This window comes from Mycobacterium gordonae (genome assembly GCF_017086405.1).
GTDB classification, from domain to species: Bacteria; Actinomycetota; Actinomycetes; order Mycobacteriales; family Mycobacteriaceae; genus Mycobacterium; species Mycobacterium gordonae_D.
Genome location: NZ_CP070973.1, coordinates 3,669,363 through 3,684,233, shown reverse-complemented (window position 1 = coordinate 3,684,233; position 14,871 = coordinate 3,669,363). Strand labels below are relative to the sequence as shown.

The following is a 14,871-nucleotide window of genomic DNA, read 5'->3' as shown; positions in this document are numbered from 1 at the left end:
CGAACTGCGGTCAGGCCCGATCAGGCCAGGTTCGAACGGCGCGGGTAGGCGACGCTCGGGTCGGTGAGGACGTTGACGACCGCCGGTAGCCCGCTGGCGAAGGCACGTTCCAGCGCCGGGCGAAGCTCAGCGGGTGCCGACACCAACTCGCCGTGACCGCCCAACGCGCGTGCCAGCTCGTCGTACCGGGTCCCGGGCCGCAGCTCGGCCACCACCGAATAGCCGTACAGCGCCTCCATCGGGTGCTTCTCCAGTCCCCAGATGCCGTTGTTGCCCACCACCGACACCACCGGCACGTTGTGCCGGACCAGGGTGTCCCATTCCATGCCGCTGAACCCGAACGCGCCGTCGCCCTGCAGCAGCACGACCTGCCGTTCGGGTCGGGCCAGTTTGGCTGCCAGCGCATAGCCGGGACCCGAGCCCAGACAGCCGAAGGGGCCGCTGTCCAACCAGCAGCCCGGCTGGTAGCTGTCGATGACCCGGCCGGCGTAGGACCCGAAGTCACCGGCATCGATGACGACGATGGCGTCGCGGTCCAGCAGCGGAGCCAATTCGGCGTACACCCGCATCGGGTGCAGCGGAATACGGTCGTCGGCGAGTTCGGCCAGCTCGGATTCGCGCGCGGAGGTTTCGGCGGCCCGGAGTCCGTCGGTCCACTGCTGGTGGTCAGAGGTGCCCGATCCCGCCAGCGCGGAAAGGATTTCGGTCAGGTCGCCATACAGTTCGGCGGCCACCGGCCGCGGATGTCCGCGCTCCGGCCGGGCGCGGTCTACGGCGATGAGTTGCGTGTCGGCACCGAACACTCCCCCGAAGCCGAGCCGGAAATCCATCGGTACTCCGACGATCAGCGCAACGTCGGCTCCGCCCAACGCCTTCGAACGGGCCCGCGAGAACGCCAGCGGGTGGTCGGCGGGCACCATGCCGCGGGCCATCCCGTTCATCAGCACGGCGACGCGCAATCGTTCGGCGAGGCGTAGCAGGGCGGTTTCCCCGTGCCCCCACCAGACGTTGGTGCCCGCCATGATCACCGGCCGTTGCGCCCGCGACAGCAGGTCGACGGCCCGATCCAGCGCGTCGGCGTCGACGCTGGGCGGGCTCGGCAAGGTGCTCAGCGCGCCCGGGCTGCGGTCATCCTCGGCCATCGAGAACACGTGGTCCATCGGAAAGTCGACGAATCCGACCCCGGAGGGGGCACCGACCGACGCCCGCAACGCCTGGTCGACGAGTGCGCCGGCGTCCTGCGCCGACTGTGCGGTGGCGGCAAAGCGGGCCAGTGGCGCCACGAACGGCACATGGTCGATCTCCTGCAGCGAGCCCATCCCCCAGCGCAACGCCGGCGCCCGGCCGCCGAGCACCAGCAGCGGCGACTGATTCTGTTGAGCGGCAGCCATCGCGCTCATGCCGTTGGTGATGCCGGGCCCGGCGGTGAGGGCGGCCACCCCAGGCACCCGGGTCACCTTGGACCAGCCCTCGGCGGCGAACGTCGCGGTCTGCTCATGGCGGGTGTCTATGAGCCGGACGCCCTCGTCGCGGCAGCCGTCGTAGATCGAGAACAGGTGGCCGCCGGACAGGGTGAAAAGCGTGTCGATGCCGCTGGCCTTGAGCCGGCGGGCGACGAGTCGGCCGGCGTGCAGGGCTTGGGCGGGCGCGGCGTCGGTAGTCATCATCGCAGCCTATCCATCCGCCGTCGGGTACCTTCGCCGGAGGATTTCTGTTGCTCAGCCGCGCAGAACACCTCGACTGTGAGGAGACAAGACCGTGGGTCCGAAGCCGTTCACGTTCTCGATTGATTGGGCCCATGCGCTGGTCGACTCGCTGCGGTGGACCGCCATCGCGTGGACGATCAGTGCGGCCGCCGTCCTGCTCGCCTTGGTGGCTTTCCGGTATCTCACCCCGTGGGGTCGTCAGTTCTGGCGGATCACGGGCGGATACTTCACCGGTCGCCACAGTGTGCGGGTGTGGCTGATGTTCGGTGTGCTGCTGCTGTCGGTGGTGCTGGCGGTACGGCTCAATGTGTTGTTCAGTTACCAGGGCAACGACATGTACACCGCCTTGCAGAAGGCATTCCAGGGTGCGGCCAGCGATAACGATGTCGTCAAAAACTCTGGTGTGCACGGCTTTTGGATGTCGATCGGAATCTTCAGCATCATGGCCGTGATTCACGTGGCCCGGGTGATGGCCGACATCTACCTGACGCAGCGTTTCATCGTCGCCTGGCGGGTATGGCTGACGGACCACCTCACCGGGGACTGGCTGGCCGGCCGGGCCTACTACCGGGACCTGTTCATCGACGAGACGATCGACAACCCCGACCAGCGCATCCAGCAGGACATCGACATCTTCACCGCCGGAACCGGAAACGGACCGAATCAGCCGGGCACCGGAACGGGAAGCATCTTGTTGTTCGGTGCGGTGCAGTCGGTTATTTCGGTGGTGTCCTTCACCGCGATCCTGTGGAACCTGTCCGGCACGCTCACCTTCTTCGGGGTTTCCTTCCCCCGCGTGATGTTCTGGACGGTCATCGTCTATGTGTTGATCGCCACGATCATCTCGTTCATGATCGGTCGTCCGCTGATCTGGCTGAGCTTCCGCAACGAAAAGCTCAACGCCGCTTTCCGATACGCGTTGGTGCGGGTGCGCGATGCCGCGGAGGCGGTCGGCTTCTACCGCGGTGAGCGGGCCGAACGCATCCAGTTGCGTAAGCGTTTCACCCCCGTCATCGACAACTACCTCAAGTACGTCAACCGCAGTGTCGGCTTCTACGGCTGGAACCTGGCGGTCAGTCAGGCGATCGTGCCGTTGCCGTGGTTGATCCAGGCGCCTCGATTGTTCGCCGGTGCAATCGATTTCGGTGACGTCAGCCAGACGGCATCCTCGTTCGGCAACATCTCGGATTCGTTGTCGTTCTTCCGGAATGCCTACGACTCGTTCGCGTCGTACCGGGCGGCCATCATCCGGCTGCACGGGCTGGTCGAAGCCAACGAGCAAGGGCGGGCGTTGCCGTCGGTGCTTGCACTGCCGAGCGACGACGGGTCGGTGGAGATCGACAACGTCGAGGTTCGCCGGCCGGACGGCGACCGGTTGATCGATCCGCTGGACGTGCGACTTGAGACCGGCGACTCGCTGGTGATCACCGGACGCTCCGGATCCGGCAAGACCACCCTGCTGCGCAGTCTCGCGGAGTTGTGGCCGTTCGCTTCCGGCACCCTGCACCGCCCCGGCGGCGACAACGAAACGATGTTTCTGTCCCAGCTGCCCTATGTGCCGCTGGGGGATCTGCGTTCGGTGGTCTGCTACCCACTGTCGACGGAGGACGTCTCCGATGCTGAGTTGCACGACGTCTTGACCAAAGTCGCTCTGGCGCCGCTGATCGACCGTCTCGACGAGGATCAGGACTGGGCCAAGGTGCTGTCACCCGGCGAGCAGCAGCGCGTCGCGTTCGCACGGATCCTGCTCACCAAACCCAAGGCCGTCTTCCTCGACGAGTCCACCTCGGCGCTCGATCCCGGTCTGGAGTACGCGCTGTATAAGCTGGTGCGAACCGAGCTGCCGGACACCATCGTGGTCAGCGTCAGTCACCGGCCCACCGTCGAACAACACCACGGGCGCCACCTGGAACTGCTCGGTGAGGCGCAGTGGCGGCTGGGTCCGGTCGACAAGCAGGCGGTCGCTTCCGGCAGTTCCTGAGCGGGCTGGACGGGTCGCCAGGGTGGTGTCGGCGGCGCCGAAATTGCCATGAGGGCTGTGGTTCGGCCCGCGACCACCACCATGGCGGCAAACTCGGCGGCGACTGCGCCTACCCGCCCCCGGCGTGTCGGGCCGCGTGCGCTCCGGCACGGCGCCCGAAGAATGATCCCTCACCTAGCTGCGTCCCGCTGGCATACCCTTTGCCGTCCTGGGCGATGTTTGAGGCGCACGCACCGGCCGCATAAAGCCCGGGAATGACACTGCCGTCCGTGCGCTGCACCTCTCCGTCGACGGTCACCGTCAGGCCGCCCATGGTGAATCCGGAGTACATCGCCCGCCCGAGCGACAGATCGAATACCGCCCAGGGGCTTTTGTCCTGCGGTGCAACGTATTCGGGTTGCTTGTGGAAGTCCGGGTCGTCACCCCCGGCGGCATATTCGTTGTAGCGCTGCAGCGTTTTCTCGAGGTTTCCCGCAGGGATGCCGAGCGCGGTCGCCATCTCGGCGATGGTCTCGTAGCCGTCGAGGAACTTGATCAGTGGCATCTCGGGCATCTTCATGTGCGCTTCGTCGACGATCAGATACGCGGTCTGCTCCGGCTGCTCCAGCACGAACGCCGAAGTGCGCGAATGGTAGGAGTCCTCGGCGACGAATCGCTTGCCCTGCTGGTTGACGATCAGACCGGTCAGCAGGATCTCCGGCGGATAGGCAGCCGCGGTGATGAACAGCTCGTCCATGTTCTTGGTGGCGCCGCCGGCCGACATCCCCAATCGGATGCCGAGTCCGTCGTCGTGGGGATTGCCCAGGATGTAGGGAGCCACCAGGCCGTGATGTTTGGTGCGCCGTGGCTGACCCAGTGCCGGAGTGTGCTCAGCGACCATGTCGGGGTTCATCGCGAAACCGCCGGCCGCGATGACGACGGACTTCGCCCGCACGGCGCCGCTTTCGGAGAAACGCTTCCAACTCGCACCGACAACCGCGTCGTCGTCGACGACGAGGTGGGTGACCCCGGTTTCGTAGTGGACCTGGACGCCGAGTTCGGCGGCGCGCTTGACCAGTAGTTCGATCACCATTGCGGCGCCGCCCAATTCGCCGGGGACGGGCACGGAGTGCCCACGCGGCGCCGGCTTGGCCTGCTCGCAGTACGGCCAGACCTTTTCGTTGCCCGTGTAACTCAGGCCCTCGGTGCCCGGCGGCACCACCACCTTACCGGGGTAGAAACTGCGCTCGAACTGAAACCCAAGCGCCTCAAGCCAATTGAAGTGCTCGACACTGTCGTCGCAGTAGCGGCGGATCTTGTCGAACTCTGGTTCGCGGGACACCGCGACCAGGTACTTGTACATCTCCTCCGGCGAGTCGGAATGGCCAGTCGCTTCCTGGACGGCGGTACCCCCACCGAGGTAGAAGTGGCCGCCTGCCATGGAGGTGGTGCCCCCCGCGGCAGCGGCCCGCTCGAGCACCAGCACACGGGCGCCCGCGGCTGCGGCGCTGACCGCGGCACAGCCGCCGGCGATGCCGAAGCCGATCACGAGCACGTCGACCTCGTCGGACCAGGACTCGACCGAGTCCGCGTTCACGGTGGTGGGGATGTCGGTGCTCACCGCTGCTCCTGTTTGATGTAGTCGTAGAACGCTTTGATCTCGGGTGAGAGGTAGGCGATCTCCACGAACGGGACACCCGCCTGTGGCGCGCTGACGTACGCGAAGTGGATGCCGCCGGGCATCACGCCCTGTTGCACCACCTCGGCGTCGTGCAGTGCCGCATCGGCCAGTGCGGCGTCGAACGCCTCGCGCGTTTCGGCCTCCATGCAGATGTGGTGCAGGCCCGGGCCGCCGTCCCGCAGAAATTCACTATAGATATTCTCCCCCTGAACCGGTGCGATCAGCTCCAGCTGCATGTCGCCGAGGTAGCTCAGGGAGATGCTCGCGATGAAGTCGGCGGGCTCGCCGCGCAGGCGGCAGGTGTCCGGACCGAAGTGCACATCGGGTATCCGCACCCACTTGCGAACACCTAAAAGCCCGGTGAGAGCGGTTTCTGTGGCGTCCAAGTCCGGCGTCACCCAGGCGATCTGGATCGGTGACGTTCCAAGAAAGTTCATCGTCTCGCAGACTATCTCAGCGGGCGGTCGGCAGAAAGAACCGGGAAAAACTTTGCCGTCTGCGCCGCTGTCACGGTCCGCCACCGGGGGTGAACATGTTCTAGTTCTGCTGGCCGAACAAGCCGATCAGCAGCCGCACCTGGGTGTCGAACACGCTCTTGGGATCGGTTACGGTGTCGGCTCCGTACTGCCCGAACACTTCCATGCCGATGGCGCCCAGCACGCCGGCCCACAGCAGGAAGCATCTGGCCATCACGCGGTCGTCGCCGGGAAACCCGAATTCTCGCCGAATGCGCCCGAAGTCCGATGACATCGGTTGTGGCGCAGCGTCACTGGTGAGCATGATGTCGCCGGTGGTGATGCCCGCAGCGATGGCGTCGAACAATTCTGCCACCACGCGGGTGCCGACTCCCGCGGTGCGCTCCGGCGGCGCGTGGTACCCGGGCACCGGGCTGCCGTAGAGCAACGCCCAATGGGCCGGGTGTGCTACCGCCCAGGCGCGCACCGCGTGCGTAATGCCCAGTACGTCCTCGCTCCACGAGTCGCTTTCGGTGCTGTCGCGGGCTTGTCGGACGGCTTCGGCCAGGTCGGAATAGGCGTCGACAAGCAGCAACGTCAGCAGCTCGTCCCGGTTGGCCACGTAGCGGTAGACGGCTGAGGACACCATGCCCAGCTCGCGAGCGATGGCGCGCAGCGACAGCCCGGCCGCTCCGTGGTCCACCAGGTGGCGGCGCCCGAGCTCGATGATCCTCGCCTCGATCTGCTCGCGCGATTCCCGACGTTTGCCCACGTGAGCAAGTTTGACAGGAACGAGATCACTGCTCTTGCTTTTCGGTCTCGATTGTGACACGTTGTTCCTCAAGCGAGAGCAGTGCTCTCTATTTGCTTTAGGGAGGTCCGCGATGCCCACCCAGTATCAACAGCCGAACACAGCCGCCCGCGTCGCTACAGCCGCCATTCGCTGGCTCGCCGAATCGGGCATCAGCATCGCCGGCACCCGTGCCCTGAAGGTGCGGGGGCGCAAGACCGGTCAACCACACAGCGTGGTCGTCAACCTGCTTACCGTCGACGGCGTCGAGTATCTCGTCTCGCCGCGCGGCAATACCCAGTGGGCCCGCAATGTCAGGGCGGCCGGTTTCGTCGAGACGGGGCCACGCTGGCGGCGGCGACCGGCACGGGTCACCGAACTCGCCGACGACGACAAGCCAGAGATTTTGCGCACTTATCTGCAACGGTGGTATTGGCAGGTGAAGGACTACGTCGGCGGAGTCACGCCGGAATCGCACGACGGCGAGCTGCGTGCCGTCGCTGCCCGGATTCCGGCATTCGCGCTCACGCGTTAGGGGTGCCGGCTTTTCCGGACGCGCCTCCCACGCCGTCCATGCCCAACGCACCGCCCTGCCCACCGCTGCCGCCAACACCTGGGCTGAGCGTGGCGAAGCCCAACGCGTTTCCGCCGTCGCCGCCATTTCCGCCGTTACCGCCAGGCTGGGTCCCGGCCCCGCCGTTACCGCCGTCTCCACCCTGGGCGGAAGCGCTGCCGTTGTCCATCCACGCCACGGCATTCCCGCCGCGACCGCCCGCGCCGCCGCTCGCCCCGCCGTCGGCGCCGTTGCCGCCGGCACCCCCGATGGCCGCGGCGGCCGAGACGTCGTTGTAGATCGAAGCGACACCGCCGTTTCCGCCGGCACCACCGGCGCCGCTGAAGCCGCCGCTGGTCCCGGCTGCGCCGTCGCCGCCGGTGGCATTGCCCGTTCCACCGTTCTCCGCGTCGCCGCCGCTGCCACCAGCGCCGCCGCCGGCGGCACCCGAGCCCCCGAGCGCTCCGTCTGCTCCACGGGCGTCGCCGCTGCCCAGGTTCCTGGCGCCACCGCCGGCTCCGCCGGCTCCGCCGGCTCCCGTCAGACTGTCCCCACCTGCACCGCCCGCGCCGCCGACGGCATCGACCGACGACGATGGGCCGGCATAGGCAAGTCCCCCTTCTCCGCCGTTGCCCCCGTTTCCAGAAGTGCCGGAGCCACCGGCGCCGCCCTTACCGGCAACAGGGCTCGTCGTGCCTTCGGTTCCCGCGGCGCCTCCCGCGCCGCCCTGTCCCCCCGTGACCCCGGCGCCCCCGGCCCCGCCCACACCTCCGGTGGCGGTCGCGGCCGACGAGGTGTTGGCAGTGTAAGCAAGGCCGCCCGCTCCCCCGTCGCCTCCGCTGCCATCGATCCCGTAGCCGCCGGCCCCGCCCGCGGCGGCGGCTGCATTGCCAATGCCGCTGGTAAGAGCGCTCCCGCCGCTACCGCCATGGCCGCCGGCGGTGCCGGTGCCGCCCGCGCCGGCGGCACCGCCAGTGGCGGTCGCCGCTGACGTGGCGCTATCGACGATGCCGAAGCCGCCATCCCCGCCGTCACCACCTACCGCGGTCGTGCCGCCGTCGGTGCCGGCGGCGCCGGCTCCGCCGGTCGCGTTTCCGGTTCCGGTCTGCGTCGCATCGCCACCGGCGCCCCCCGCACCGCTGCCACCAGGTCCCACTCCGGCAGTCCCGCCCGCCCCGCCTAACGCGTTTCCGCTCCCCTCGTGGAACACATCGCCGCCGCGGCCACCATCTCCGCCGGCGCCCGCCGTCGCCGTGCCTCCGGCGCCGCCAGTTCCGCCGGTGGCGTTCCCGGCCCCGTAGCCTCGCGACACCCCGCCTTCGCCGCCAGAGCCGCCGCTGGCGCCGGTACCGCCGGCTCCGCCGGTGCCACCCACGCCGGAATCGCCGGTCCGTCCACCGGTGCCGCCGGTACCGGCGGCGCCGCCACGCCCTGCCTCTCCACCGGTTCCGCCCTCACCGCCGGAGGCGGCGCCAGTGTCGGAGCCGCCTTTGCCGCCAGTGCCGCCGTTGCCGCCGGCACCGCCATCACCGTTGACCCCGCCATTGCCCGATCCGCCTACACCGCCGACCCCGCCCGCGCCGCCTCGGGCGCCGTCGCCGCCGCTGCCGTTCGAACCCGTGCCGGTTGCGCCCTCCAGCCCGGTGCCACCGGTGCCGCCGGTCCCACCGTTGCCGCCGGTTCCGGCGCTGCCCGCGATCGCTCCGCTGCCGCCCAGGCCCGCGGCGCCGCCGGCGCCACCCGCGCCGCCGGTGCCCGCGCCGGCACCGGTGTCCGCGGCACCGGTCCCGCCGTGACCGCCTAATCCGCCGGTGCCGCCCATGCCGCCGTCGCCGCTACCGCCAGTGGTTCCCGAGCCGCCGCCGAAGAACCCAGAGGCGCCGCCGGCTCCTCCGGCGCCACCGACGCCGCCCATACCGCCCTGGCCACCGGCCTGGCCAGCGCCGCCGGCCCCGGCGGCGACGCCGTCTATGCCGGTCGACCCTGCGACGCCGGCTCCGCCAGTGCCTCCGACGCCGCCCGTACCGCCGCCACCGCCCGCCCCACCGGCACCCCAGAACATTCCGCCATTGCCGCCCGCGCCGCCCGTGCCGCCGGCTCCGCCCGTACCGCCTTGGGCGCCGGATGATCCGGCGGTGCCCGTCCGGCCGATGCCGCCCGCCCCGCCCCGGCCGCCATTGCCGAAGAAGCCCGCATCCCCGCCCCGGCCGCCAGACTGTCCGGGCGCTCCCGACCCGCCGTTGCCCCCATCACCCCACAGGAGCCCACCTGCCCCGCCGTTGGCTCCCGTTCCCGCCGCTCCGTCGGTGCCGTTACCGATCAGGGGTCGTCCCAGCAGCATTCGGGTCGGGGCGTTGACAACCTCCAGCAACAGCTGCTCGGCACCAGTGGCCTCGGCGGAGGCATAGGCATCCGCACTTGCCATCAGCGTGCGCACGAATTGCTCGTGAACTGCCGCCGCCTGGATGCTGAGTTGCTGATAGGCCTGGCCATGGGTCGAGAACAGGGCCGCGACGGCCGCCGACACCTCATCCTCGGCAGCGGCGAGTAGGCCGGTGGTGGCTCCGGCCGTTATCTGATTGGCCGTGCGGACCACCGATCCGATTCCGGCGAGGTCTGCGGCCACGGACGTCATCGCTGTCGGCAAAACGAGCACATGGGACATGAAACGGGCCTGTCTTTCCGTGTGAGGAACGAATTTGACGGTTCCCGGGGCCCGATCCCGGCGAGTGCCCCGACTGGGGCAGGGTCATCGACAGCGGCCGCTAAGCGTGCATGCGGAGTAGCGAGTAACCCAGATCCGGATCGTATCTTCAGCAGCCGAGAAAGTGGCTCACTTTCGGGAATCAGAGCCAATTAATGCCGCCATTGATTTGTCTGGCTAATTGGTATATAGCCAGCTCGCCGTCATTGGCGACGGCACGGCTCGAATGGGCTAGTGCTGCACCAAAGTCATTGTCAGCATTGATGACTCGGCTTTGGATCGTGGGGCGCTGAGAATTCTGTGGATAGCATATGGATCCGACGCTGAAGCCACGAATTAGAAACCGGTTCTAATAATGTGGCGGAAAGCGGTGTCGGAACATTACGGGTTGAAGCCGGTGTCTTCGCGCACCTGCTGGGTGACCGATGCCCACGAGACCGCGGCGGGCAGAGTGCCCCACACGCTGTTGAAGATCCCGACGATCTGGCCGGACCCGTCCCCTGCGAGATAGATCGGCCCGCCCGAGTCGCCTTGCTGGGTCTGTACCCCGTTGGTCATAGTGAACCAACCGTTGTTGACGCTTTCCACCGTCCCGCAGGTCTCGCCGGTGATGATGCCGAAGTGGCAGACCGCCTGGCCGGGACTTACCGTGCCGGGCCCCGACCGTAACTGACGTCCACCCGGTAGAGCGTTGCTCACCGCCACGTTGTCGGCCAGGGCGATCGCTTCGTAGTCGGCGATGACCTGGTCGGTGGCCACCGTCGACCCGGTCGGGGTGTTGTCGCGGAAGGTCGTCATGTGCCCGATGACGTTGTTGGCCTGGTCGGTCACCGCGCCGCCCCCGCGACAGTGCCCGGCCGTGTACGCCGTGTGCATGCGGACGTCCACGAAGCCCAGCGTGCACACGCGATTCTCCTGGTGGATCTCCATTCCCGGATAGACCACGGTGGGGTCCGCGCTGGCAGTTGCCGGCGCGAGCGCCGACACCGGCGCGACGAGCATCAGGGATGCGGTTAGTGAATGCAACACCGTGCGGCGCACCATCGGACTCCGATCCATCTCAGGCCGACACGGCGCCGACCTCCCCTAACGAGGTTACGGATTGATAACCCCGTAGAGGAATTCGCACAAGGAGACCGCTTCGTTACCGTGACGCAGCCAGGGGCGGGGCTCCCCTGGTGTGGCCGGCCTTGCGTGGCGTCCAGCCCGGGGGGCCGAACACGTAGCCGAAGCAGTCGCGCAGCCGGCTCGCCGAGCGCACGTCGCGGGCGATCGCGACGTATTCGTGCGTCTGGAGTTTCCAGATGTTGAACGTGTCAACTTGCTTGGTCAGCCCGTAGTGCGGCCGGAACAGCTCCTTCTGGAAGCTGCCGAACATGCGGTCGAAGACGATGAAGATCCCGCCGTAGTTCTTGTCCAGGTACACCGGGTCCCTGCCGTGGTGCACGCGGTGATGCGACGGGGTGTTGAAGATGAACTCGAACCAGCGCGGCAGCTTGTCGATGCGCTCGGTGTGCACCCAGAACTGGTAGATCAGGTTCAGCGACCAGCTGAAGAAGATCATCCATGGCGGGAGCCCCAGCAGCGGCAGCGGCGCCCACATCAGGATTTCGCCGCTGTTGTTCCACTTCTGGCGCAGCGCGGTGGCGAAGTTGAAGTACTTGCTTGAGTGATGGGCCTGGTGGGTAGCCCAAATAAGCCGGATACGGTGGGCGACGCGGTGATAGGCGTAGTAGAGCAGGTCTACGCCTACGATCGCGGCGACCCACGTGTACCACTGCGTCGCAGGGAGGTGCCAGGGAGCGAGGTAGGCATAGATTGCGGCATACCCGAACAGCGCCAAGGTCTTCCACGCGGCAGTCGTGGCTATCGACACCAGACCCATCGAGATGCTCGCCATCGAATCGCGGGTGAGGTACGCACCAGAAGAAGGCCTGTCCGGCGCCGGGTTCTTGGCAGCAGCGGCGTCAAGCTTCTCCAGCTTGCGTGCCGCGGTCCACTCCAGCGTCAACAGCAAGAGGAAGAAAGGGATGGCGAACAGCACCGGATCCCGCATCTCGGGGGGCAGCCCCGCGAAGAAGCCCGTAATAGCACTCACAGCTGACAGATTACTGACAGCGCCGCCCACCCGTGCCGGGTTATGCCACCACGGCAGGCGCTGGTGAGGACTCTGACGCGCCCGGTGCGCAAACCTCACGTGACCCAGCGGCTGCTGCGTGCGTCCGGTGTGCGGAACCGGATGTTCCCGCCGGCAAAGCTGGCCAGCTGGGCCGCCAACCCCCGCCCGCCCTACTGCGGCCTGCCCTCCAAGTTGGTGCTGAAGAAGATCGACGTCGTCCGCGACGACCTCAACGGCCGCCCGGTCTACGAGGTCAGCCCGCGTCACCTCGATGCCCGTGAACACACCGGCCACCTGATCTACCTGCACGGCGGCGCCTACGTGCTGGATCTGCTGCCGCACTTCCACTGGCCGGCCATCGCGCGCCTGGCCACCATGCTGCGGCGCACGATCACGGTGCCGATCTACCCGATCGCGCCCGAACACAACTACCGACAGGTGTTCCCCTTCCTGCTACAGCTCTACCGCCGCATCCTGGACACGCATGACCCGAAGTCAGTTGCGTTCATGGGAGATTCGGCCGGCGGCGGGATGGCCTTTGCGTTGTGCCACGCGGTGCGCGACGCCGGGCTGCCACAACCGACGGACGCATTGCTGCTGTCTCCCTGGATGCATCTCGGGCTGCCCGACCCGGACGTGCCGAACGTCGCCAAGATCGACCCGTTTCTCAACCTCGACGATCTGCGGGCCGCCGGCATTCGCTACGCAGGCGGCGATCCGCTCGACAGTCCCCTGCTCAGTCCGAGCGTTGGGCCGCTGGACGGGTTGCCGCGCCTGACAGTGTTCACCGGAACCCATGATGTACTCAATCCCGACGCGCGCGCCTTCCGCAGGCGTGCGACGTCCGAAGGTATGGACATCGGCTGGTTCGAACTCGAAGGAGGCATGCACACGTGGATGTTGCTTCCCGGGCACAAGGCCAAACTGACACTGGGCCAGATCCGCGACGTGCTGTCGGAGCGAACCGGGTCCTGATTATCGGCTCCGGATTCGCGGGGTTGTGGACCGCGCTCGGGGCTGCCCGGCGACTCGACGAGCTCGCGGCCCCGCCGGGCAGTGTCGCCATCACGGTCTTGAGCACGCAACCATTCCATGACATCCGGGTGCGCAACTACGAGGACGACCTGAGCGGCTGCCGCATCCCCCTGGCCGAGTTGCTCGACCCCGTTGGCGTCGCACATATCACCGCCGAGGTGACGCACATCGACTCCGCCGCCCGCACGGTCACCACGTCAGCCGGAGCGACATACGAATATGACCGCCTGGTCCTCGCGGCCGGCAGCCGGGTTAACAAGCCCGACCTTCCGGGGCTGCGCGAGTTCGGATTTGACGTCGACACCTACGACGGCGCTATGCGCCTCCGCCACCATCTGGAAGCGCTGGCGGGCGCGCCGGCGGAGGCCACCGTGGTGGTGGTCGGCGCCGGGTTGACGGGGATCGAAACGGCCTGCGAGCTGCCGCACCGGCTCCGCGAACTGGGTATGACGCCACGGGTGGTGCTGGTCGACCACAACCCTCTGGTTGGCTCCGACATGGGCGCATCGGCCCGGCCGGTTATCGAGAAGGCGTTGTCTGGCAACGGTGTCGAGTGTCGCACCGCGGTGAGCGTGACCTCCGTGGACCCGGCCGGCGTCACGCTGAGTTCGGGTGAGCGACTCGACACCGCAACGGTGGTGTGGTGCGCCGGGATGCGGGCCAATGCGCTGACCGAGCAGTTGCCGGTGCCCCTTGACCGGTTGGGGCGCGTTGCGGTCGATGACTATTTAAGGGTGATCGGGGTGCCGGCGATCTTCGCCGCCGGCGATGTGGCCGCCGCCCAGATGGACGACAAGCACCTGTCGGTCATGTCGTGTCAGCATGGTCGGCCGATGGGACGGTACGCGGGGTACAACGTCGTCAGCGATTTGCTTGGAAAGCCGCTGATTGCGCTTCGAATCCCTTGGTATGTAACGGTTTTGGACCTCGGTCCGGCGGGGGCGGTGTATACCGAGGGGTGGGACCGCATCGTGGTGGCACAGGGCGAGCAGGCCAAGCGGACCAAGCAGACCATCAACACCAAGCGCATCTATCCGCCGCTGACCGCCAGCCGCGCCGACTTGCTGGCTGCGGCCGCGCCGGAGCTGCAGGCACGGCCTTGATCAGTCCGACTGGCCAGTTTGCAGCATCGGGCTGACCGGGTCGCCGGCGTACCAGTGCACCGCATAGATGCCGGGTTGCAGCGACAACTCCGCCACCAGCCGTTCCAGCTTCGCCGCCGAGTGGCCGCCCAGCAGCACATGCGCGGTCAACGCGACGTTGTCCACGGCTTGTCCGGTATGGATACCGCGCAGAATGATGTCGTTACTGCGGGTGTGCTGCACGATCTGGGCGCGCGCATACTTCGCCGACTTGGGGCGACAGACCACCTGGACCTGGTAGGGCTCGAGCCCCTCGTCCTCGTCGCCGGAGTTGTCGTGATCGATGAGCCGGCCCAGCGGGCGCCCCAACAGGTGGATGGCGACAACGGTGCCGGTCGCGATCAGGGCGAACACCAGGTGACCGGAGGCGGCCAGTACGCCTACGGCGGCTGAGCACCACAGAGTGGCGGCCGTGTTGAGTCCGCGGACATTGGCGCCCTCACGAAGGATGACGCCACCGCCCAGGAATCCAATGCCGGACACCACATAGGACGCGACCCGCGTGGGGCTGCTGTCCTCGGTGGCCGCGGCGTACAACACGAACAGCGTGGCGCCCGCTGCCACCAGGGCATTGGTGCGCAGACCCGCCATGCGGGCCCGCCACTGACGCTCCAGTCCGATCAGGGCGCCGCATCCCACACCGACGGCCAGGCGCAGCGCGAAATCGGCGATAGTCAGCGTGTGCACGGCGCTACTCCTCTCCTGGGCCCGCTACGGCAGCCAATC

At 67.7% G+C, this 14,871-nt stretch carries 12 protein-coding genes; 4 read left to right on the top strand and 8 right to left on the bottom strand.

Translation table 11 applies throughout. The annotated features are described in order from the left end of the window. Nucleotides 1–20: 20 nt before the first annotated feature. Nucleotides 21–1,664: an acetolactate synthase gene (locus JX552_RS15560; protein WP_205872972.1), complete on the bottom strand. Its 1,644-nt coding sequence runs from the start codon at nucleotides 1,662–1,664 to the stop codon at nucleotides 21–23. Nucleotides 1,665–1,758: 94 nt separating this feature from the next. Here JX552_RS15560 and bacA point away from each other — a divergent pair, with 94 nt between their 5' ends. Further along, the gene (bacA, locus tag JX552_RS15555; protein ID WP_205872971.1) at nucleotides 1,759–3,687 is read left to right on the top strand and encodes a vitamin B12 ABC transporter pemease/ATP-binding protein BacA; all 1,929 of its coding nucleotides are present in this window, start codon (nucleotides 1,759–1,761) and stop codon (nucleotides 3,685–3,687) included. Between the two features lie 109 nt (nucleotides 3,688–3,796). On the opposite strand, the gene JX552_RS15550 is transcribed toward bacA, so the two are convergent. From JX552_RS15550 to JX552_RS15540, 3 genes are all read right to left on the bottom strand, one after another. Further along, the gene (locus JX552_RS15550; protein WP_205872970.1) at nucleotides 3,797–5,287 is read right to left on the bottom strand and encodes an FAD-binding protein; all 1,491 of its coding nucleotides are present in this window, start codon (nucleotides 5,285–5,287) and stop codon (nucleotides 3,797–3,799) included. Further along, on the bottom strand, nucleotides 5,284–5,784 hold the full coding sequence (locus JX552_RS15545) for a VOC family protein (protein WP_205878471.1): 501 nt from the start codon (nucleotides 5,782–5,784) through the stop codon (nucleotides 5,284–5,286). The genes JX552_RS15550 and JX552_RS15545 overlap by 4 nt, the downstream gene beginning before the upstream one ends. A 100-nt stretch (nucleotides 5,785–5,884) precedes the next feature. Next, nucleotides 5,885–6,574, bottom strand: a complete 690-nt coding sequence (locus tag JX552_RS15540; protein WP_205872969.1) for a TetR/AcrR family transcriptional regulator — start codon at nucleotides 6,572–6,574, stop codon at nucleotides 5,885–5,887. A gap of 112 nt (nucleotides 6,575–6,686) precedes the next feature. On the opposite strand from JX552_RS15540, the gene JX552_RS15535 reads away from it, so the two are divergent. After that, on the top strand, nucleotides 6,687–7,127 hold the full coding sequence (locus JX552_RS15535) for a nitroreductase/quinone reductase family protein (RefSeq protein WP_205872968.1): 441 nt from the start codon (nucleotides 6,687–6,689) through the stop codon (nucleotides 7,125–7,127). Here the strand turns inward: JX552_RS15535 and JX552_RS15530 are convergent. From JX552_RS15530 to JX552_RS15520, 3 genes are all read right to left on the bottom strand, one after another. Further along, nucleotides 7,117–9,810 carry a PE family protein gene (locus tag JX552_RS15530; protein WP_205872967.1) on the bottom strand — a complete coding sequence of 898 codons (2,694 nt, stop codon included), beginning with the start codon at nucleotides 9,808–9,810 and terminating at the stop codon, nucleotides 7,117–7,119. The two genes, JX552_RS15535 and JX552_RS15530, sit on opposite strands and share 11 nt — an antisense overlap. Before the next feature lie 420 nt (nucleotides 9,811–10,230). Beyond that, nucleotides 10,231–10,893 (bottom strand): Rv1815 family serine proteinase, encoded by a 663-nt coding sequence (locus JX552_RS15525; protein ID WP_205872966.1) that lies wholly within the window; start codon nucleotides 10,891–10,893, stop codon nucleotides 10,231–10,233. A 100-nt stretch (nucleotides 10,894–10,993) separates the two neighbouring features. Next, nucleotides 10,994–11,947: a sterol desaturase family protein gene (locus JX552_RS15520; RefSeq protein WP_205872965.1), complete on the bottom strand. Its 954-nt coding sequence runs from the start codon at nucleotides 11,945–11,947 to the stop codon at nucleotides 10,994–10,996. 63 nt (nucleotides 11,948–12,010) lie between these two features. Between JX552_RS15520 and JX552_RS15515 the strand changes: the two genes are divergently transcribed. After that, nucleotides 12,011–12,943 (top strand): alpha/beta hydrolase fold domain-containing protein, encoded by a 933-nt coding sequence (locus JX552_RS15515; RefSeq protein ID WP_205872964.1) that lies wholly within the window; start codon nucleotides 12,011–12,013, stop codon nucleotides 12,941–12,943. Next, entirely contained in the window at nucleotides 12,940–14,106 is a 1,167-nt protein-coding gene (locus tag JX552_RS15510; RefSeq protein ID WP_241011149.1) for an NAD(P)/FAD-dependent oxidoreductase, read from the top strand. The genes JX552_RS15515 and JX552_RS15510 overlap by 4 nt, the downstream gene beginning before the upstream one ends. Here the strand turns inward: JX552_RS15510 and JX552_RS15505 are convergent, their stop codons facing one another. Next, entirely contained in the window at nucleotides 14,107–14,832 is a 726-nt protein-coding gene (locus tag JX552_RS15505; protein WP_205872962.1) for an MgtC/SapB family protein, read from the bottom strand. Between the last annotated feature and the right edge of the window lie 39 nt (nucleotides 14,833–14,871).